At 68.4% G+C, this 20,030-nt stretch carries 16 protein-coding genes and 1 tRNA gene; 9 read left to right on the plus strand and 8 right to left on the minus strand.

Annotation, left to right across the window (positions count from 1 at the left end):
• Positions 1-5: 5 nt before the first annotated feature.
• Positions 6-1,772 carry a beta-galactosidase family protein gene (locus AB0I98_RS26485; RefSeq protein WP_362945877.1) on the minus strand — a complete coding sequence of 589 codons (1,767 nt, stop codon included), beginning with the start codon at positions 1,770-1,772 and terminating at the stop codon, positions 6-8.
• 152 nt (positions 1,773-1,924) lie between these two features.
• Here AB0I98_RS26485 and AB0I98_RS26490 point away from each other — a divergent pair, with 152 nt between their 5' ends.
• From AB0I98_RS26490 to AB0I98_RS26515, 6 genes are all read left to right on the plus strand, one after another.
• Entirely contained in the window at positions 1,925-2,851 is a 927-nt protein-coding gene (locus AB0I98_RS26490; protein WP_362945880.1) for an AraC family transcriptional regulator, read from the plus strand.
• A 65-nt stretch (positions 2,852-2,916) separates the two neighbouring features.
• Entirely contained in the window at positions 2,917-3,267 is a 351-nt protein-coding gene (locus AB0I98_RS26495; RefSeq protein ID WP_362945883.1) for a chorismate mutase, read from the plus strand.
• Between the two features lie 139 nt (positions 3,268-3,406).
• The gene (locus AB0I98_RS26500; RefSeq protein WP_362945885.1) at positions 3,407-3,940 is read left to right on the plus strand and encodes a response regulator; all 534 of its coding nucleotides are present in this window, start codon (positions 3,407-3,409) and stop codon (positions 3,938-3,940) included.
• 57 nt (positions 3,941-3,997) lie between these two features.
• Positions 3,998-6,523: an aminopeptidase N gene (gene pepN / locus AB0I98_RS26505; RefSeq protein ID WP_362945887.1), complete on the plus strand. Its 2,526-nt coding sequence runs from the start codon at positions 3,998-4,000 to the stop codon at positions 6,521-6,523.
• A gap of 150 nt (positions 6,524-6,673) precedes the next feature.
• A complete protein-coding gene (locus AB0I98_RS26510) occupies positions 6,674-8,131 on the plus strand; it encodes an aminotransferase class V-fold PLP-dependent enzyme (protein ID WP_362945889.1) in 1,458 nt (485 codons plus the stop codon).
• Positions 8,128-9,546, plus strand: a complete 1,419-nt coding sequence (locus AB0I98_RS26515; RefSeq protein WP_362945891.1) for a SidA/IucD/PvdA family monooxygenase — start codon at positions 8,128-8,130, stop codon at positions 9,544-9,546. Before AB0I98_RS26510 ends, AB0I98_RS26515 begins: the two co-directional genes overlap by 4 nt.
• A gap of 64 nt (positions 9,547-9,610) precedes the next feature.
• Here AB0I98_RS26515 and AB0I98_RS26520 read toward each other — a convergent pair whose 3' ends face one another.
• On the minus strand, positions 9,611-11,416 hold the full coding sequence (locus AB0I98_RS26520) for a 5'-nucleotidase C-terminal domain-containing protein (RefSeq protein ID WP_362945893.1): 1,806 nt from the start codon (positions 11,414-11,416) through the stop codon (positions 9,611-9,613).
• Between the two features lie 179 nt (positions 11,417-11,595).
• On the opposite strand from AB0I98_RS26520, the gene AB0I98_RS26525 reads away from it, so the two are divergent.
• Both AB0I98_RS26525 and pyk read left to right on the plus strand, forming a co-directional pair.
• Positions 11,596-12,306 (plus strand): SIMPL domain-containing protein, encoded by a 711-nt coding sequence (locus AB0I98_RS26525; protein WP_362945896.1) that lies wholly within the window; start codon positions 11,596-11,598, stop codon positions 12,304-12,306.
• Between the two features lie 139 nt (positions 12,307-12,445).
• A complete protein-coding gene (gene pyk / locus AB0I98_RS26530) occupies positions 12,446-13,876 on the plus strand; it encodes a pyruvate kinase (RefSeq protein WP_362945898.1) in 1,431 nt (476 codons plus the stop codon).
• Between the two features lie 8 nt (positions 13,877-13,884).
• Here pyk and AB0I98_RS26535 read toward each other — a convergent pair whose 3' ends face one another.
• Together AB0I98_RS26535 and AB0I98_RS26540 are read right to left on the minus strand one after the other, a co-directional pair.
• Positions 13,885-14,628 (minus strand): helix-turn-helix domain-containing protein, encoded by a 744-nt coding sequence (locus AB0I98_RS26535; protein WP_362945901.1) that lies wholly within the window; start codon positions 14,626-14,628, stop codon positions 13,885-13,887.
• A 106-nt stretch (positions 14,629-14,734) separates the two neighbouring features.
• Positions 14,735-14,809, minus strand: a tRNA-Leu gene (locus AB0I98_RS26540).
• A 99-nt stretch (positions 14,810-14,908) separates the two neighbouring features.
• Between AB0I98_RS26540 and AB0I98_RS26545 the strand changes: the two genes are divergently transcribed.
• Positions 14,909-15,568, plus strand: coding sequence for a response regulator (locus tag AB0I98_RS26545; protein WP_210575983.1), 660 nt, complete (start codon positions 14,909-14,911; stop codon positions 15,566-15,568).
• 77 nt (positions 15,569-15,645) lie between these two features.
• Here AB0I98_RS26545 and AB0I98_RS26550 read toward each other — a convergent pair whose 3' ends face one another.
• Genes AB0I98_RS26550 through AB0I98_RS26565 form a run of 4 tightly spaced genes read right to left on the minus strand, consistent with a single transcriptional unit; the run spans position 15,646 to position 19,932 of the window.
• Positions 15,646-16,362 carry an ABC transporter ATP-binding protein gene (locus AB0I98_RS26550; protein ID WP_362945904.1) on the minus strand — a complete coding sequence of 239 codons (717 nt, stop codon included), beginning with the start codon at positions 16,360-16,362 and terminating at the stop codon, positions 15,646-15,648.
• Positions 16,359-17,207, minus strand: coding sequence for an ABC transporter ATP-binding protein (locus AB0I98_RS26555; RefSeq protein ID WP_362945905.1), 849 nt, complete (start codon positions 17,205-17,207; stop codon positions 16,359-16,361). The genes AB0I98_RS26550 and AB0I98_RS26555 overlap by 4 nt, the downstream gene beginning before the upstream one ends.
• Before the next feature lie 5 nt (positions 17,208-17,212).
• On the minus strand, positions 17,213-18,997 hold the full coding sequence (locus AB0I98_RS26560; RefSeq protein ID WP_362945908.1) for a branched-chain amino acid ABC transporter permease: 1,785 nt from the start codon (positions 18,995-18,997) through the stop codon (positions 17,213-17,215).
• 5 nt (positions 18,998-19,002) lie between these two features.
• Complete coding sequence (locus AB0I98_RS26565) at positions 19,003-19,932, minus strand: branched-chain amino acid ABC transporter permease (protein ID WP_362945910.1); 930 nt, start codon at positions 19,930-19,932, stop codon at positions 19,003-19,005.
• Positions 19,933-20,030 lie beyond the last annotated feature (98 nt).

Genomic DNA, 20,030 nt, shown 5'->3' on the forward strand with positions numbered 1-20,030 from the left:
CCACTCTACGAGGGTATGAGCGGATTTCGCGGGTCGGACCTCAGGCGGAGCCCGGCTCCCGCCGACGGCCCCTCGAACTCCAGCACCCACACGTCGTTGCCGCCCTCCCGCAGCACCGGCCCGGGGACGTACAGCGTGTGCTGTGGGCCCGCCGACCAGTAACGCCCGAGATTGAAGCCGTTGATCCACACGAACCCGCGCGTCCAGCCCGGCAGCTCCAGACAGGCGTCCCCGGCACCGCGGACCATGACGGTACCCCGGTACAGGCCGGGGGCACCCTCCTCGGACGGCGGCTCGAAGGGCACGCCGTCCACCCCCGCGTCGAAGGCGTCCAGGCGCAGTGCACGCGCGCGTACCCCGTGTAGAAACTGCCGCTCATGCAGGATGCCCTCGGTGATGCCCTTGGGCTCCCCGGACCGGGGTCCGTAATTGACCCTCCCCAGGGACTCCACCCACAGCTCCACGCGCGCGTGCCCGACAACCGGCTCCTTCAGCTGCTCGTCGCCCTCGGTGAGCACCCCGGCCCGCTCCCCGTCGACGTACACCACCGCCACATCCCGCAGCCCGCGCGCGATCAGCGGATACGGCTGCCGCGGCCCCGGCACGGCGACCTCGTACCGTACGAGCCCCCGGTCGACGTCCAGCTCCTCGAAGGACGGCGGGAGGGGAGAGGTGGTCTCCGGGCCGCCGAGCGTCTCCAGTACGGCACTCAGGGGCGCCCAGCCCGCAAGGTCCACGTCGGCCGGGGCGCCCAACGGCTCGGGCGTCGGCGGCGGTTCGGGCAGCGGACCGTCGGCGTACTCGGCGAGCACCTCGCGCAGGCGCCAGAACTTCTCCGTGGGGCGGCCGTACTCGTCGATCGGCGCGTCGTAGTCGTAGGAGGTGACGTCCGGCTCCAGCGGCCCGTCGTGCATGTCGCCGCCGCCCCGGTTGGCGCCCGCCCAGCCGGCGAAGTTGGTGCCGCCGTGCGCCATGTAGATGTTGACCGAGGCACCGCACTCCAGGATCTCCCGCAGGGATTCGGCCGCATCCTGGGCGTCGCGCACGGTGTGCTGCCCGCCCCAGTGGTCGAACCAGCCGCACCAGAACTCCATGCACATCAGCGGACCCTCGGGGCGGTGCCGACGCAGCGTCTCGAACGCCACGCGCGCGTGGGAGCCGAAATTCACCGTGGCGAGGACATCGGGCACGGATCCGCCGGAGAGCATGTGGTCCTCCGGGCCGTCCGAGGTGAACAACGGCACCGTGACGCCCTGGTCCCGCAGCAGCTCGGCGAGCCGGCGCAGATACTCCGCGTCCGAGCCGTAGCTGCCGTACTCGTTCTCCACCTGCACCATGATCACCGGCCCGCCGCGGTCGATCTGCCGGGGCACGACCTCCTCCAGCAGCCGGCCGAACCAGCGCTCCACGGGACGCAGAAAACGCTCGTCACGCGTGCGTGCATGCCCCGGCACCCAGTGCGGCAGCCCGCCGTTCTCCCACTCGGCGCAGATGTACGGCCCCGGCCGCACGATCGCCCACAGGCCCGCCTCCCGCGCCGCGTCCAGGAATCGGCCCAGCGCACCCACGTCCCGGAAACGGCCGGGACCGGGCTCGTGCAGATTCCATGGGACGTATGTCTCCACACAGTTCAGGCCCATCGCCCGCAGCATCGCCAGCCGGTGCCCCCACTGCTCCTCGTGCACGCGGAAGTAGTGCAGCGCGCCGGACAGCAACCGCACCGGCCGCCCGTCCAACAGGAAATCCGTGTCCCCCACCGTGAAGTCGCTCATGCCGTCACCCTCACCCCTGGCGGCGATCACGTCCATGGACAAAGATCGGCGCTGGTTGGACGGAAACGACCGGGCGGGAAACGACCGGAACGGAAACGACCTGGACGGAAACGACCGGGACGCACAACGACACGGAGCGGAGTCGGCCGCGGATGTACCACACCTGGATGCGGTTCTTCACGCCCGGCCCCGCCCACCACCGGCTCGGCCTGGTGTGCCTCGGCGTCGGCCTCCAGTACGGCGCCCTGCCCACCGTCGGACCGCGCACCCTCGACAGCCACGTCGCCGTCGTGATCAGCACCGGCGGCGGCTGGTACGCCGGCCCCGACGGCCGCCGTACCACCGTCACCGCGCCCGCCCTGCTGTGGCTCACACCCGGCGTCCCGCACCACTACGGGCCCGACCCCGACACCGGCTGGGACGAGGGCTTCGTCGGCTTCGCCGGGCCCGCCACCGCCACCTACACCGAACTCGGCTACATCGAACCCGGCCGCCCTGTGGTGCCCCTCGCGGACGCCACCGGCCCGCGCGCCGTCATCGCCCGCATCGTGCGCGCCGCCCGCCGCGACAACCCGCTCCTGGAAGTGGAGACCGGCGCCGCCGTCCACGAACTCCTCGTCGCCCTGCGCCGCGCCCGCGCCGACCTGACCCCCGCCGGGAACCAGGTCCTCAAGGCCCTCGCCCGCGACGCCTGTCTGCCGATGTCGGTCGCTGACCACGCCGCCCGGCACGGCATGACCACCGCCGAACTGCGCGCCGCCGTCCGCCGCGTGGCCGGCTGCAGCCCCAAGGACTACCTGCTCGGCATCCGCCTGGGCCGCGCCAAGGAACTCCTCGCCGCCACCGAACTGCCCGTCGCCGCCGTCGCCCGCCGTGTCGGCTACGACGACCCCGCCTACTTCTCCCGCCTGTTCACCCGCCGCGTCGGCATGGCCCCCATCCGCTTCCGCGCCCAGGAGGGCCGCACCGTCCCCGGCGGCTGGAGCGACCGCATCCCCGACCCCGACGACCCACCCGTCATCGAACGGCCGCACACGCCCTCGCACACTCCCCAGGACACACCTCCGGACAGGGCCTAGCGACAACCGGCCGTCTTTCGCGGCGCGCGATGATCGGCGGCCCCGGTGCCCCGTAGGGTTTCGCCATGACCACCAGCAACACCTCGACCGGTGACGTCGACCCCGCCGTCCGCGAGGAACTCGCCCGGCTGCGTGACAGCATCGACAACATCGACGCGGCCGTCGTCCACATGCTCGCCGAACGCTTCAAATGCACCCAGCAGGTCGGCCACCTCAAAGCCGCCCACCAGCTGCCGCCTGCCGATCCCGCCCGCGAGGCCCGGCAGATCGCCCGGCTGCGCGCGCTCGCCGAGAGCGCCAAGCTCGACCCCGCCTTTGCTGAGAAGTTCCTCAATTTCATCATCGGCGAAGTGATCAGGCACCACGAGATCATCGCCGAGGACACGGTGAACGGTTCTACACCGGCGGCCAATTGACCTCGTCCTCTGCGCCCCGGGGCGTGACATGCGCGCCCGCGCGCGGCATGCTGCGCTGTGCACTCCTTGTCAGCTGACGAGCACGCCCCGTCAGTGCCCGGACATAAGCTGGTTGTCCACGCGGGAGGGACGCCGGGCCATGCCGTCGGAATCCAAGATCCTCATCGTTGACGATCACAAGGACACGCTCTACGCACTGGAGAGCGCCCTGGCGCCGCTGGGCTATCTGCTGGCCCGCGCCACCAGCGGCGACGAGGCACTCAAGCAGGTGCTGCGCGGCCGGGTCGGCCTCCTCCTGCTCGATGTGCGCATGCCCGGCGTCAGCGGCCTCGACGTGGTCCGCTACATGCGGCGCGTGGAACAGACCCAGCACATCCCCGTCATCCTGCTCACCGGCTTCGGCGCCGACCACGAACTGACCTCCACCGCCTTCGGACTCGGCGTCGCCGACCTCGTCATGAAACCCATCGACCCCTGGGCCCTGCGCACCAAGGTCCGCTACCTGTACGACACCCACCAGCGCCATCTCGCCCTCGAACGCGAGGTCCGCGCACTGCGCGCCCTCGTCCAGGACCACCCCCCACGGCCCGCACTGCCCCACCCCGACGCCCGCGTACCGAACCAGCGGCCCCCGGGAACCCAAACCGGAAAACTCGAACAGGACCGGACATAGGCCGCGTTACCGATCCGAGCCTGTGCGTTGTCAGCGGCATCAGGCAGCATGGCCTGCATGTCCGTACTCACGCGCGACGAAGCGCAGACCCGTGCCCGGCTTCTCGACGTCCACCGCTACCAGATCGAACTCGATCTGACGCGCGGCGAGGAGCTCTTCGACTCCGTCACCGTCATCCACTTCACGGTGCGGAGCGATCTCGAGGCCTCGGACACCTTCGTCGAGCTCAAGCCCGCCGAGCTGCGCAATGCCCGCCTCGACGGACGCCACCTCGACCTGGACACCCTGGACGAGAACCGGCTGCCCCTCAAGGACCTCGCTCCGGGCGAGCACGAACTGCACATCGACGCCGTCATGCGCTACTCGCGCACCGGCGAGGGCATGCACCGCTTCACCGACCCCACCGACGGTGAGACCTACGTCTACACCCAGCTGTTCATGGACGACGTCCAGCGCGTCTTCGCCGCCTTCGACCAGCCCGACCTCAAAGCCGTCTTCGAAGTGTCGATCAAGGCACCCGAAGACTGGACCGTCCTCGCCAACGGCATCACCGAGCACCAGGGCGACGGCCTGTGGAAGGCGGCCCCCACCCCGCTGATCTCCACCTACCTCGTCGCCGTCGCCGCCGGCCCCTGGCACTCCGTGCGCACCGAACACCGCGGCCTGCCCTTCGGCCTGCACTGTCGCCGCTCCCTCGCCCCCCACCTCGACACCGACGCCGAAGAACTCTTCGACGTCACGCGCGCGTGCTACGACCGCTACCACGAGAAGTTCGAAGAGCCCTACCCCTTCGACTCCTACGACCAGGCATTCGTCCCCGAGTTCAACGCCGGCGCCATGGAGAACCCCGGACTGGTCACCTTCCGCGACGAGTTCGTCTACCGCTCCGCCGTCACCGACACCGAGCGGCAGACCCGCGCGATGGTCATCGCCCACGAGATGGCCCACATGTGGTTCGGCGACCTCGTCACCCTCCGCTGGTGGGACGACATCTGGCTCAACGAGTCCTTCGCCGAGTACATGGGCTACCAGACCCTCATCGAAGCAACGCGATTCACCGACACCTGGGTGGAGTTCGGCGTCACCCGCAAGGCCTGGGGCTACGACGCCGACCAGCGCCCCTCCACCCACCCCGTCGCCCCCGAAGCCGTCGACGACACCGCCTCCGCCCTCCTCAACTTCGACGGCATCTCCTACGCCAAGGGCGCCTCCGCCCTACGCCAACTCGTCGCCTGGCTCGGCGAGAAGGACTTCCTCGCCGGCATCAACACCCACTTCGCCCGCCACAAGTTCGCCAACGCCGCCCTCGCCGACTTCATCGACTCCCTCGCCGCCACCACCGACCGCGACGTCCACGCCTGGGCCGACACCTGGCTGCGCACCACCGGCGTCGACACCCTCACCCCCCACATCACCCCCGGCGACGACGGCACCTGCACCCTCACCGTCGACCACGCCGGCAGCCGCCCCCACCACATCGCCGTCGGCCTGTACGACCTCGACCTCACCGACGAAGGCCGCCTCACCCTGCGCGAACGCCTCGACCTCGACATCCCGCAGACCGACAGCCGGCCCATCGGCAAACGCCCCGCACTGCTCCTGCTCAACGACGGCGACCTCAGCTACGCCAAGATCCGCTTCGACACCGGCTCCTTCCAGGCCGTGCACGCCGGCCTGTCCGGGCTGCCCGACCCCCTCACCCGAGCCGTCGTCTGGAACGCCCTCAGGGACGCCGTACGCGACGGCGTCAGCGCCCATCCGGGGACCACCCCCGAACCCGCGATGCCCGCCACCGCCTACCTCGAAGCGGCCCGCGCCCACCTCCCACGCGAAACCGACCTCGCCATCGTCCAGGGCGTCCTCGCCTTCGCCGCCGACCAGATCGCCGACCGCTACCTCACCCCCGAGCAGCGGCCCGCCGCGCTGGCCACCCTCTCCGCCCTCTGCCGCGACCTGATGCGCCGCACCGAGGACGGCGACCACCCCGGCCTGCGCCTGATCGCCGTACGCCACTTCATCGACGTCGCCGCCCAGCCCGACACCATCGCCGCCTGGCTCGCCGACGGCACCGTGCCCGGCGGCCCCGAACTCGACCCCGAGCTGCGCTGGCGCGTCCTGGCCCGCCTCGCCGTCCTCGGCGCCACCGACGAGTCGGCCATCGCCGCCGAACTGGACCGCGACCCCAGCGCCACCGGCCAGGAAGGCGCCGCCCGCTGCCGGGCCGCCCTGCCCGACCCGGACGCCAAGCGCACGGCCTGGGAGGCGATGTTCGCCACCGACGACCTCTCCAACTACCTCTTCAAAGCAACCGCCCAGGGCTTCTGGCAGCCCGAACAGGCCGACCTGGTACGGGAGTACGTGCCGCGCTACTACGCGGACGCCGTCGCCGTGGCTGCCCGCCGCGGCCCCGCCATCGCCGAAGCCGCCGGCCGCTGGGCCTTCCCCGTCCACGCCGTCGACGCCGACACCCTGCGTCTGGGCGAGACCTGCCTGCGCGACGGCGACCCCATCCCCGCCCTGCGCCGCAAACTGGTCGACCAGCTCGACGACCTGGCACGGGCCTTGCGGGTCCGGGAGGCATAGGAACCCGGACCCCGCAACTCCGACACCCCCAACACGTTTTCCCCGCACGGAAGTACCCCCATTCGGGTTCCGATCGTTGGGCTTTTCGGGCGCCACCACGCAACCGCGTACAAGCTGGAACCCCCTCTGCCCGGCGCCCGGAGGACACCCATGAGCACGCTGCTGCCTCTCGCCTCAGGACCCGAGGGCCGCCACGCCCTGCGGCCGCTGCTCGACACCGTCCTCGACGCGCTCCACGCCGGTGAGCGGGCCCGAGGCGGCCCGCTGCCCGCAGGCGGCCCGGAGGCGGTCGCCGCGCGCGTGCGGGACGCGGTGGGTGACGTACTGCCCGACGAGGGCGACCCGGACGCCCTGCGCGCCCTGGTGCACGCCCTCGCCGAAGGTGCCGCCGACCCCGCGCACCCCCTGTGCGTCGCCCACCTCCACTGCCCACCCCTCGCCGTCGCCACCGCCGCCGACCTCGCCGTGTCCGCCCTGAATCCGTCGATGGACTCGTGGGACCAGGCACCGGCGGCGTCGGAGCTGGAGGAACTGGTGACACGAGCACTCGCGAACGAGGTCTACGCAGAGGCACCCAGGGGCGCGGGGCTGTATCGATATGCGGCTCCCTCACGGGGAACGATCGGCCCCCACCGGCCCGCAGCCGACACCGCACAGAACCACCCCGACGCCCTCATCACCACCGGCGGCACCGAATCCAACCAACTCGCCCTCCTCCTCGCCCGCGAAGTACACGGCCCGAGCGTGCGGCTGGTCGTCGGCGCCAACGCCCACCACACACTGCCCCGCGCCGCCTGGCTGCTCGGCCTGCCCGACCCCGTCGTCGTACCCGCCCCCGCGGGCACCCTCGACCCCGCCGCCCTCGACCAGGCCCTCACCGCACTCTCCGGCCCGCTCCTCGTGGCAGCCACCGCAGGCACCACCGACGCCGGACTCATCGACCCCCTCCCCGACATCGCCGCCCTCTGCCGAACCCACGGCGCACGACTCCACATCGACGCGGCCTACGGCGGCCCCCTCCTGTTCAGCCACCGCCACCGCGCCAAACTCACCGGACTGGCAGCCGCCGACACCGTCACCCTCGACCTGCACAAACTCGGCTGGCAACCGGTCCCCGCCGGAGTCCTCGCCGTCAAGGACGCCCACGACCTCGCAGCGCTGCACCACCACGCCGACTACCTCAACGCCGACGACGACACCGAAGCCGGCCTCCCCGACCTGCTCGGCCGCTCCCTGCACACCACCCGCCGCCCCGACGCCCTCAAAATCGCCGTCACCCTCAAAACCCTCGGCCGCACCGGACTCGGCACACTCATCGACCACATCTGCGACCGCGCCCGCGAATTCGCCGCACTCGTCCAGGAACACCCCGGCTACGAGCTCTACGACACACCCACCATCAGCACCGTCCTGTTCCGGCCCACCACAGCCACCGACGACGCCGTCGCCGCCGTACGCCGACAACTCCTCACCGACGGCCGCGCCGTCCTCGGCCGGGCCCGCCTCGACGGCCGGCTGTGGCTCAAAGCAACGCTCCTCAACCCCGCCACCCGGCCAGGCGACCTCGCCGGGCTCCTGAAACTCGTGGAAGGAACCACCCCCCGATGACCAACCCCCCACGCCACGAGCACGACACCTCCCGCGACCTCGTCGGCATCGGCATCGGCCCCTTCAACCTCTCCCTCGCCGCCCTCACCGACCCCCTCGCCGAACTCGACACCGTCTTCTACGACCAGCGCCCCACCTTCACCTGGCACCCCGGCCTGCTCATCGACGGCGCCACCATCCAAGTCCCCTTCCTCGCCGACCTGGTGACCCTCGCCGACCCCGCCAGCCCCTGGACCTTCCTCAACTACCTCAAGGCCCGCGACCGGCTCTTCCCCTTCTACTTCGCCGAGCGCTTCCACATCCAGCGCGCCGAATACGACGCCTACTGCCGCTGGGTCGCCGACAACCTCCCCGCACTCCACTTCGGCCACCAAATCGACGCCGTCCGCTTCAACCCCGAACGCGACGCCTTCGAAGTCGACTTCACCAAACTCGACACCGACGGCGAAGTCGACGCCCTCGGCCGCACCTACACACGCAACATCGTCCTCGGCATCGGCACCGAACCCCACATCCCCGAACCACTCAAACCCCTCGTCGACGCACCCGCCGTCCCCGTCATCCACGCCGCCGACTACACCGACCACCGCGACACCCTGCTCGCCGCCGAACACGTCACCGTCATCGGCTCAGGACAGTCCGGCGCCGAAATCTTCCTCGACCTGCTCCGCCACCGCCCCGCCGGCCGCGAACAACTCCACTGGCTCGGCCGCACCGAAGCCTTCGCCCCCATGGAGTACTCCAAACTCGGCCTCGAACACTTCACCCCCGACTACACCCGCTACTTCCACGCCCTCGCCGAACCCGTCCGCGACCGCCTCGTCACCTCCCAATGGCAGCTCCACAAAGGCATCGACACCGACACCATCGCCGCCATCCACGACGAGCTCTACCGCCGCACCCTGCACGGCGGCTGGCCCGACGCCGTCCTCACCCCCGGCGTCCGCGTCCGCACCGCAGGACGCGTCGCCACCACCAAAGTCGAACTCCACCTCGAACACACCCAGCAGAACACCCGCTCCCGCCTCACCACCGACGCCGTCGTCCTCGCCACCGGCTACCGCGAACGCCCCCTCGACCGCCTCCTCGCCGGCCTCGACCCCTACATGCGCCGCGACAGCCGCGAACGCCCCCGCATCGACGAACACTTCCGCCTCGCCCTCGACCCCACCGTCACCGCCTCCGGCTGCCACGTCTACATCCAGAACGCCGCACACCACACCCACGGCGTAGGCACCCCCGACCTCGGCCTCGCCGCCTGGCGCAGCGCCACCATCCTCAACTCCCTCACCGGCAAGGAGACCTACCCCCTCCCACGCCGCACCGCCTTCACCACCTTCGGCCTCGAACCCCAACCCCACATCCCACCCACCCGCCGGCCCCGCCCCCTCACCCCCCTCCTCGACGGACGCTGACACGCCAACGACAACGGCGCCGGAGCGCGAACGCCCCGACGCCGTTGACCCGCAACCCCGCGCCCTAGAACACGGGCGTACCGCCCCGCGTCAACTTCCAGGCCACCGACGCGAAGTCCTTCGGATCCAGCACGCCCTTCGCCGTAACCCACTCCGCGATCCGCGTACGGATCTCCGTCGACTCGGCCCACAACTCCTGCGCCGACGCCACATGCGGGAACGCACCCCCGCCATTGGCCCGGTAGTTGTTCACCGCGAACACGAACTTCTGGGCGTCATCCAGCGCGGCACCGTCGTACGTCAGATTCTTGATCCGCGAGCCCGCCGCCTGCGCGATGTCGATCTCGTACGACAGCCCCGACACGTAGTCGTAGTTGTAATCCGGACGGCCGCCCGCGTTCGTCAGCTTCTCCACATCGACCGCCGCATCCGGCGCCGTCTGCACGAAATACTCCGCCGAATACTCCAGGTACGCCTTGAGCTGCGCACCCGTCATCAACTTCGCGACCAGCGTGTTGTCGTACACATACAGACTCGACAGATCCCGGATCGTCACATCCCCCGCCGGAATCTCCGACGTCCGCGAGAACGGCGACGCCTGCGCGATCACCGGCAGCGAGGCGTACTCCGAACCCGCCAGCGCCGCCCTGACCACATCCTCCTGGACCTTCGTGATCAGGTCGATGATCGGGGCGTCCTTGTACCGCGCGTCCACCGTCGTCAACGTCGCCGTGGCCGTACCGACGACCTGGTTGACGTACTCGACCACGATGTCGTGATCGTCCTTCAGCAGCTTCGTGATCCTCGGGTCATCGGCGACCGTCTTCGCATCGCGCACCGTCGCCTTCACCGACTCGACCCGCCAGCGGCCCTTCTCGAAGACCAACTCGAAGTCGAACAGCGACAACCGCTCCGCAAAGCACAACGGCTCCGACAACACGACCGTCCTGCCGGTCTTCTCATTCGTGACCAGCAGCTCCGCGATCTCCGTGTGCGCATGACCCACCAGGATCGCGTCGATCCCCGGCACCTGCTGAGCCACCAGCGCCGACGAGTTCTCGATGTACGGCAGCTGATCACCGTACGACGACGTACCCGACGAACCCGAGTGCGCCGACACCACCACCACATCCGCGCCCATCGACCGCAGCCTCGGCACCCACTTCGCCGCCTGCTCCTCCAGACCCGGGAACGTCAGCTTGCCCTCGACATACGCCTTGTCCCAGATCGCGATCCCCGGATTGGTCAGCCCCAGCACGGCCACCTTCACCGGCGGAGCGCCCGGCACCCGGAACGTCTTCATGAAATACGGCGGGAAAGCGGGCCTGAGCGTCTTCGCGTCCAGCGCGTTCGCACCCAGCAGCGGGAAATCACACTGCTCCTCGAACTTCCGCAGCGTCTCGATCCCGTAATTGAACTCGTGATTGCCCAACGCCACCGCGTCATACCCGATCGCGTTCATCGCCGCCGCCATCGGATGAACCGGCCCGCCCTCGGCGGTGATCGGATCCACCTTCGCGTAGTAATACGTCAGCGGAGTGCCCTGGATCGTGTCACCCGCATCCAGCAACAGCGTGTTACGGCGGCCCTTCTCCTCCCGGACCTCATTCACCAACGTCGAAATCCGCGCCAGACCCTGCGCATTGCCCTTGGCGTCCGTGTACTCGGCGTTCTTGAAATAGTCCCAGTTGAAGATGTGCCCGTGCAGATCCGTCGTGCCCATCACCGTGAACGCGTACCGCTTCACCGGCTTCCGCCCCTTCTTCGCCTCCGCGGCCTCGGCCGCCGGAGCCGCCGCCGCACCGGCGATCGCCACCCCCGCCCCGGTCACGGCGGACTTCTGCAGGAACTTCCGACGGTTCAACGGCATCTCTGGACACTCCTCGGGCCACGGTCAATGACGCGCGTAGACCGAATACGGTCAACAACGCGCGTAGATTCTGACCCGGACATGCCCAGTAGCAACAGGCCCTACAGGTTTCGATCTGATGACCCACCCCACGAACTCGCTTACTCCGTAAGCGAGTAAGGCGTGACAGAGTGGGGCGTATGACCACACCACCCACAGACGACCCCCACCCCGCCGTCCCCTACGGCACCCCCGAAGCCCCCCGCATCGCCGTCCGCGGCGAAGCCCGCCTCGAAGTCGACCCCGAAATCGCCCGCATCGTCGTCACCGTCGCCACCCGCGGCAAAGACCGCCGAACCGCCCTCGACGACCTCACCCGCCGCAACACCACCACCCTCGACCTCATCAAAACCTACGGAGACGCAGTCGAACGCCTCGAAACCGGCGCCTTCTCCATCAGCCCCGAACTCACCAAACACGGCCGCGGCGAACGCATCCACGCCTACCACGGCCGCGTCCACATCACCGCCGAACTCACCGACTTCACCGCCCTCGGAGAACTCACCACCCGCCTCGCCGACCAAGAACTCACCCGCGTCGACGGCCCCACCTGGGCCCTCCGCCCCGACTCACCCGCCCACCGCCAAGCCCGCCAGCAAGCGGTGAAGGAAGCCGTCCAACGGGCGAGGGAGTACGCCGAAGCACTCGGCACCTCACTCGCGGCACTCGTGGAACTGGCCGACATCGGCGCCGAAAACCACGAGCCGTACGCAGTCCCCGGCAACGCCCGCATGCGCTCCGCGGCCTTCGCCGCCGAAGACGCCGCCGCACCCCTCGACCTCGAACCCCAACGCCAACGCGTCTACGCCCAGGTCAACGCCCGCTTTACGATGGCACCGCCCCGCCTGTGAATACGCGACAGCCTGCGAAATGCTCATCGGAGCACCCCGCCGCACAATTCAACACTTGTCAATAGCCCTTCACGTAAAGGTTGTTGAGTAGTCATGCGCGACCAATTCTCTACCCACCGGTAAGCCCTAGGCTCAAACCATGCGCCGAGTAAAGATCGTCTGCACCCTGGGCCCCGCCACCGACTCATACGACCAGATCAAGGCACTGGTCGAAGCCGGAATGGACGTCGCCCGCTTCAACCTCAGCCACGGCAGCTACGCCGAACACGAGGAGCGCTACCAGCACGTCCGCAAGGCCTCCGACGAGACCGGCCGCAGCGTCGGCATCCTCGCCGACCTTCAAGGCCCGAAGATCCGACTCGGCCGCTTCACCGAAGGCCCCGTACTCCTTGAACGCGGCGACACCTTCACCATCACCGTCGAACAAGACGCCCAGGGCGACCGCGCGCAGTGCGGAACCACGTACTCCGGCCTCGCCGCCGACGTCACCCCCGGCGAACGCATCCTCGTCGACGACGGCAAAGTCTGCCTCGAAGTCACCCAGGTCGACGGCCCCCGCGTCCACACCACGGTCGTCGAAGGCGGCATGGTCTCCGACAACAAGGGCCTCAACCTCCCCGGCGTCGCCGTATCGGTCCCCGCCCTCTCCGACAAGGACGAAGCCGACCTCCGCTGGGCCCTGCGCATGGGCTTCGACGTCATCGCCCTCTCCTTCGTCCGCAGCGGACGCGACATCGACGACGTGCACCGGATCATGGACGAGGAAGGCCGCCGCCTCCCGGTGATCGCCAAGGTCGAGAAACCGCAGGCCGTCGACGCGATCGAGGACATCGTCGCCGCCTTCGACGGCATCATGGTCGCCCGCGGAGACCTCGGCGTCGAAATGCCACTGGAGCAGGTCCCCATCGTCCAGAAGCGCGCGATCAAGCTGGCGAAGAGGAACGCCAAGCCGGTGATTGTGGCGACGCAGATGCTGGACTCGATGATCGACAACTCCCGGCCGACGAGGGCGGAGGCGAGCGACGTCGCCAACGCGGTCATCGACGGCACGGACGCGGTGATGCTGTCCGGCGAGACGAGTGTCGGTAAGTACCCGATCGGGGTCGTCAAGACGATGGCGAAGATCGTCGAAGCGGCCGAGGAAGACATCCTGGCGAAGGGCCTCCCGCCACTGACCGAACGCAACAAGCCCCGTACGCAGGGCGGCGCGGTGGCTCGTGCGGCGGCGGAAATGGGCGACTTCCTGGGTGCCAAGTTCCTGGTCGCCTTCACCCAGTCCGGCGACACAGCCCGCCGCCTGTCCCGCTACCGCTCCCCGATCCCGCTGCTGGCCTTCACGCCGGAGCCGGCCACGCGATCGCAGCTGAATCTGACGTGGGGCGTGGAGACGTTCCTCGGCCCGCACGTCGAGTCGACTGACGCGATGGTCGACCAGGTGGACGAACTGCTCCTGAAGTACGGCCGCTGCCAGCAGGGCGACATTGTCGTCATCACCGCGGGTTCGCCGCCCGGCGTCTCGGGGTCGACGAACCTCGTCCGGGTGCATCACATCGGGGAGGACGACAAGTAGGCGGCTCTTCAGTGCTTGGGGCCTACGTGGGTGTCCATTAGGGCTACGGAGGCTTTGCGGGCGATAGAGATGTTGCGAGCGTTGGCCTGTCGCCATTCGACGCCGACGCGGTCCAGCGTCGCGGTGAAGAGCCCAATGATGTCGCCCGACAGGTTGGTGAAGAAGTACCGGGGGTATTCGTAGCGCTTCCGCTCGCCTGCGATGAGTCGTGTCGTCCAGTTGGTGATTCGGCAACCGTCGGAGTGGACAAGACCGCGGATGAACTCCCAAGGGTGAGCGTCGACGATGGCTTGCTGCCAGGGTTCGAGGGCGATGGTGCGTTCGTGCTTCTTGCCGGGGCCGTGCTGCGGAAAGAGGTGTGGCCAGTGGCGCGAGTAGCTGGTAACCATCGTGTAGCCCTCCTTCTGAAGGGAGTAGACGCCGATGCTGGGGCGCACTTTTGTGATGGCCTCGCGGCACAGTTGCATGAGCCCGGGCCATGCGTCGGCGCACGCGATGCGGAGGTAGTAACCGGAGCGTGGGTGGGCACTGATGCAGCCATCTCCGAGGTAGAGGCCCAGCAGATAGGCGTACGCCTGCTCATCGGCGGGTGGCCCGGGGTCCGGTGGCGCCATGCGAGGTAGAGGCTCAAGGCGTTGCTGCCAGGACCGGATCGCGGCTCGTGAGATTCCTGTCTCTCGGCTGGCCGAGTTCAGGCTGCGCCCCTGTGCGACCAGAGCCAGGGCCTGCTTGCGTGTGCTGACGTCGTACATGTGAACACCCTGTGAGGGTGATCGCGACGACACGCAGCAAAAAGCGGATGTTCACGAGAACGTGGACATCCGCTTTTTGGCGGCGACCTTGGATTCGAAGGAAAAGTGCCCCAGGTGGGATTCGAACCCACACTGTCCGCTGTTTGAGAGCGGCCTCTCTGACCAGTTGGAGTACTGGGGCCTTAGAAAGGAAGGAGGAGTGCAACCCCTCGCGCACCCACCTTACCGCAGCTAGGTAGTCTCTTGTCAGCAGCACCCCTGCCCCGAACGAGGAGCCCCCGTGACCGCCCCCGAGTCGCCCCAGCCCGTAGACGCGCCCGACGACGACAAGTCGCACGTGCCTCCGCTGACGACCCGTGTCGTCATTGCCGAAGACGAGGCACTGATCCGGCTCGATCTGAAAGAGATGCTGGAGGAGGAGGGGTACAGCGTCGTCGGTGAGGCCGGTGACGGTGAGCAGGCCGTGGAGCTGGCCCGGGAGCACAAGCCGGATCTGGTGATCCTTGATGTGAAGATGCCGAAGTTGGATGGCATCTCTGCTGCCGAGAAGATCGCCGAGGAGCGCATCGCCCCCGTCCTCATGCTGACCGCCTTCTCGCAGCGCGACCTCGTCGAGAGGGCCCGGGACGCCGGTGCCATGGCTTATCTCGTGAAGCCGTTCAGTAAGAGTGACGTCGTTCCGGCGATCGAGATGGCCGTCTCCCGGTTCACGGAACTCAAGGAGCTGGAGAAGGAGGTCGCGGACCTCTCCCTGCGGCTGGAGACTCGGAAGCTGGTCGACCGGGCGAAGTCGATCCTTCAGACGGAGTACGGGCTGACCGAGCCGGCGGCGTTCCGGTGGATTCAGAAGACGTCGATGGATCGCCGGATGTCGATGCAGCAGGTTGCCGAGGCGGTCATTCAGGACGCCGAGGAGAAGAAGGGCAACAACAAGGGCTGAGGCTCCGCAAGCGAGCATGCACGAAGGCCCGCGCTCCCGGATGGGGGCGCGGGCCTCGTCGTATCGGCGAATGGGTCTCAGTCCTCGCCGAGGTATGCCTTCCGTACTGATTCGTCGTGCAGCAGGTCCTGCCCGCTGCCCGACAGCACGATGTTGCCGACTTCCATGACGTGTCCGTGGTCGGCCAGGGACAGCGCGGCCTGGGCGTTCTGCTCGACGAGGAGGATCGTTGTGCCCTGGGACTTGAGTTCGGCGATGGTTGCCATGATCTTCTGCATCATGATCGGTGAGAGGCCCATGGAGGGTTCGTCGAGCATGAGCAGCTTCGGCTGGGACATGAGGGCGCGGCCCATGGCGAGCATTTGCTGTTCGCCGCCGGACAGGGTGCCTGCTGCCTGGTTTCGGCGTTCGCCGAGGATGGGGAACAGGTCGTAGGCCCGTTGGATGTCCTTTTCGATGCCCTCCTTGTCGTTCCTGAGGAACGCGCCGAGTTGGAGGTTTTCGAAGATGGTGAGGCGGGGGAAGATGCGCCGGCCTTCGGGGGAGTGGGCGAGGCCGAGGGAGACGATCTTGTGGGCGGCGACGCCGGTGAGGGGTTTGCCGTCGAACAGGATCTTTCCGCTGCTCGGCTTCAGGAGGCCCGAGAGGGTGCGCAGGGTGGTCGTCTTGCCGGCGCCGTTGGTGCCGATGAGGGTGACGACTTCGCCGGCTTCGACGCTGAAGGAGATGCCTTTGACGGCTTCGATTTTGCCGTAGGAGACCCGGAGGTCCTCGACTTCGAGGAGTGCGGTCACTGGGCTTCTCCCTTGGTGCTGGTGCTGCTCTGTGCTTCGGCGGCCGCGACCTCGGCGGCTTCCGCGTCGCCGGGGGCTCCTTCGAAGGGTTCGCCGAGGTAGGCGGCGATGACTCGCTCGTCTGCCTGGACGACTTCGGAGGTTCCTTCGACGAGTTTTTCGCCCTGGACGAGGACGGCGACTCGGTCGCACAGGTTGAAGACGAAGCGCATGTCGTGCTCGATGAGGAGGACGGCGATGCCCATGTCGCGGATGGCGAAGACCAGTTCCTCGGTGGCTCGCGTCTCCTGGGGGTTCATGCCGGCGGTGGGCTCGTCGAGGAGCAGCAGGCCTGGTTCGGAGGCGAGTGCTCGGGCGATTTCGAGCTTGCGCTGTTCGCCGTAGGGGAGGTTGCGTGCGAGGTGGTCGCGCTTGTGGGCGAGGCCGATGAACTCGAGGAGTTCCATGGCCCGTTCCTCGCTGGCCTTTTCCGCCTTCTTGAAGCCGGGGCCGCGAAGCAACGCGGACCACAGGCCTTCTTTCGTCCGCGTGTGGCGGCCGACGAGGACGTTCTCGAGGACCGTCATGTTGGCGAAGAGGCGGATGTTCTGGAAGGTGCGGGCCATGCCGGCCTGCGTCACCAGGTGTGGCTTGGGCGGCAGGACGGTGCCCTTGTAGGAGACGGTGCCCTCGGTCGGGATGTACAGGCCGGTCAGGCAGTTGAAGAAGGTTGTCTTGCCGGCGCCGTTGGGGCCGATGAGGCCGACGATTTCGCCTGCGTTGACGGTGAAGTCGACGGAGCGGACGGCGGTGAGGCCGCCGAAGCGCATGGTGACGCCGCGGGCTTCGAGTACTGGTGTAGTCATGGTGCTCACGCCCCCGTCTTGGTGACGGCGGCTGGTTCGCCGGTCAGTGTTGTTGTTTCTGGTACGTCGAGTTGGCCGGTCTCGTGGAATTCGAGCTGCCGGCGGCGGTTGGCGATGATGCCTTCGGGGCGGAAGCGCATCAGGAGGATGAGGGCGACGCCGAAGGCGAGCAGTGACTTGTCCTGGAGGAAGACGAGCTTCTCGGGGAGCAGGTAGAGGAGGGCTGCGCCGAGGATGGGGCCTGCGACTGTGCCCATGCCGCCGAGGACGACTGCTGCGAGGAGGAATGCCGAGTTCGGGGGCGTGGAGCCGGCGAACTGGTAGGGCGTCGGTACGACGCTGTAGGTGACGTGGGCGCTGACGGTGCCGGCGAGGCCGGCGAGGGCGGCGCCGAGGGCGAAGGCGACGAGTTTGACGCGGAAGCCGTTGATGCCCATGGCGGTGGCGGCGGTTTCGTCTTCGCGGATGGCGATCCAGGAGCGGCCGATGCGGGAGTCGGCGGCGCGGGTGTAGACGAGGACGACGATGGCCATGATGAGGACCATCAGCAGGTAGTAGTTGGCGAAGCGGCCGAGGGTGAAGCCGCCGATGTCGTGGGATTCGCCGAGGTTGAACCCGAAGAGGTTGAGGTCCGGGATGGACGGGATGCCGTTGGGCCCGTTGGTGATGTCGGGGCCGGAGTCGCCGTCCATGTTGTTGACGGCGATGCGGAAGATTTCTCCGAAGCCGAGGGTGACGATGGCGAGGTAGTCGCCGCGCAGGCGCAGGGTGGGGGCGCCGATGAGGACGCCGAAGACCAGTGATGCGGCGGCGCCGGTGAGGGCGGCGGCCCAGAAGGGGAACTGGACGCCGGAGAAGGTGGAGAACTCGGAGCCGGAGACGAGGGCGGCGGTGTAGGCGCCGACGCCGAGGAAGGCGACGTATCCGAGGTCGAGGAGTCCGGCGAGGCCGACGACGATGTTCAGGCCGAGGGCGACGGTCCCGAAGATCAGGATGTTGACGCCGATGTTGGCGTAGTGGTCGTCGGTCTGGGTGAAGGGGAAGGCGATCGCGGCGACGAAGCCCATGGCGAGCGTGAAGCTGCGGTTGTGGGCGACCATGCGGGAGAAGCGGTCGATGAGGCCTGCGGTGTGCAGGGCCCAGGTGGCGAAGATGACGACTATGAGGTAGCCGATGAAAAGTTCGCCGTACTCGGTGTCGATGCCGTAGGTGAAGATGAAGAGGCCGAGGGCGGTGACGACGGTGATGACGGCTCGTTCTGCCCATCCGCCGAGCGGCTGGGGGGCGGGGATGCCGTCGGGCTTGGCGAGGTACGCCTTGAGGTTTTCCTTGGTGTCGTCGGTGCGCTGCTCGGGCAGAGCGAAGGCGCCGATGACGGGCAGGAGGGAGGCGATGGCCGCGATCCAGGCGCCGGGTTCGAGGTTGACGACGCCGCCGAGTTCGACGGTGATCGAGATGACGGTGTACCAGGTGACGCCGAAACCGCCGAGGGCGAGCAGGGCTAGGGGCGCGTTGTTGCGGCCTGGTACGAGCCAGTCGAGGCCTCGGATGCCGTAGGCGGCGAGGGCGAAGAGGGCGGTGAGGACGCCGGCGGTGAAGGTGAGCCACTGGAGGCCGCCGGGGTAGCCGGTGATGGTGAGGTCGCCGGGGAATTCGCTGGTCCAGGTCCAGGCGAGGAAGGCGGATGCGGCGGTGGCGATGCCTCCGATGAGGAGGAGCGCGCGGGCTGCCGTGAGGGGCAGGGGGATGAGTCCGCGGGTGGCGGGGGTGGTCTTGGTGATGTCGGTCATCGTGATCACGCCCTGTCCGCGACGCGTTCGCCGAGCAGGCCTTGTGGTCTGACGAGGAGGACGATGATGAGGAGGGCGAAGGCCCAGACGTTGGCCCAGCTCTGGCCGCCGAGCTTGTCCATGCCGGGGATGCCGTCGATGTAGGCGGAGGCGAGGGTTTCGGCGACGCCGAGGACGAGGCCGCCGAGCATGGCGCCGTAGATGTTGCCGATGCCGCCGAGGACGGCTGCGGTGAAGGCCTTGAGGCCCATGAGGAAGCCCATGCGGTAGTCGATGTTGCCGTACTTGAGGCCGTAGGCGACGGCGGCGACCGCGGCGAAGAAACCGCCGATGGCAAAGGCGATGACGATGATCCGGTTGGTGTCGATGCCCATGAGCTGTGCGGTGTCCGGGTCCTGGGCCGTGGCCTGCATGGCGCGCCCGGTGCGGCTCTTGCGGACGAAGAAGGCCAGGGCGGACATGCACACGATGGCGGCCAGGATCAGGAAGATGTCGGCGTCCTTGATGGTGACGGAGCCGATGTCGTGGGTGGTGTCGAGGCCGGGGAAGGCGATGGCGCGGTCGGCGCCGGGGTAGAAGTTGCGGACGACTTCCTGGAGGGCCAGGGAGAGACCGATCGCGGTGATGAGCGGTGCCAGTCGTGGTGCTCCGCGCAGTGGTCGGTAGGCGAACCGTTCCGCTCCGACGGCGATGAGGATGGCGACGATTCCGCCGCCGATCAGCATCAGGGGGACGGCGATGGCCATCGCGGTGCCGTCGGGGAGGATGTAGAAGTAGACCGTGAAGGCGCCGAAGGCCCCGGTCATGAAGATCTCGCCGTGCGCGAAGTTGATGAGCTGGACGATGCCGTACACCATCGTGTAGCCGATGGCGATCAGCCCGTACATCGAGCCTAGGAGCAGCCCGTTGGCCAGCTGCTGCGGCAGGGTGTTCACCGCATGGCCTCCATGTCGCTGGTGGTCGTGTGCACTGGTCGTGTGCAGGGGTGGGGTGTGGCAAGGGCCGCGCGGTCGGGGTCCCCTTCCGCGCGGCC

This window comes from Streptomyces sp. NPDC050211 (assembly GCF_040656035.1).
Lineage (GTDB): Bacteria > Actinomycetota > Actinomycetes > Streptomycetales > Streptomycetaceae > Streptomyces.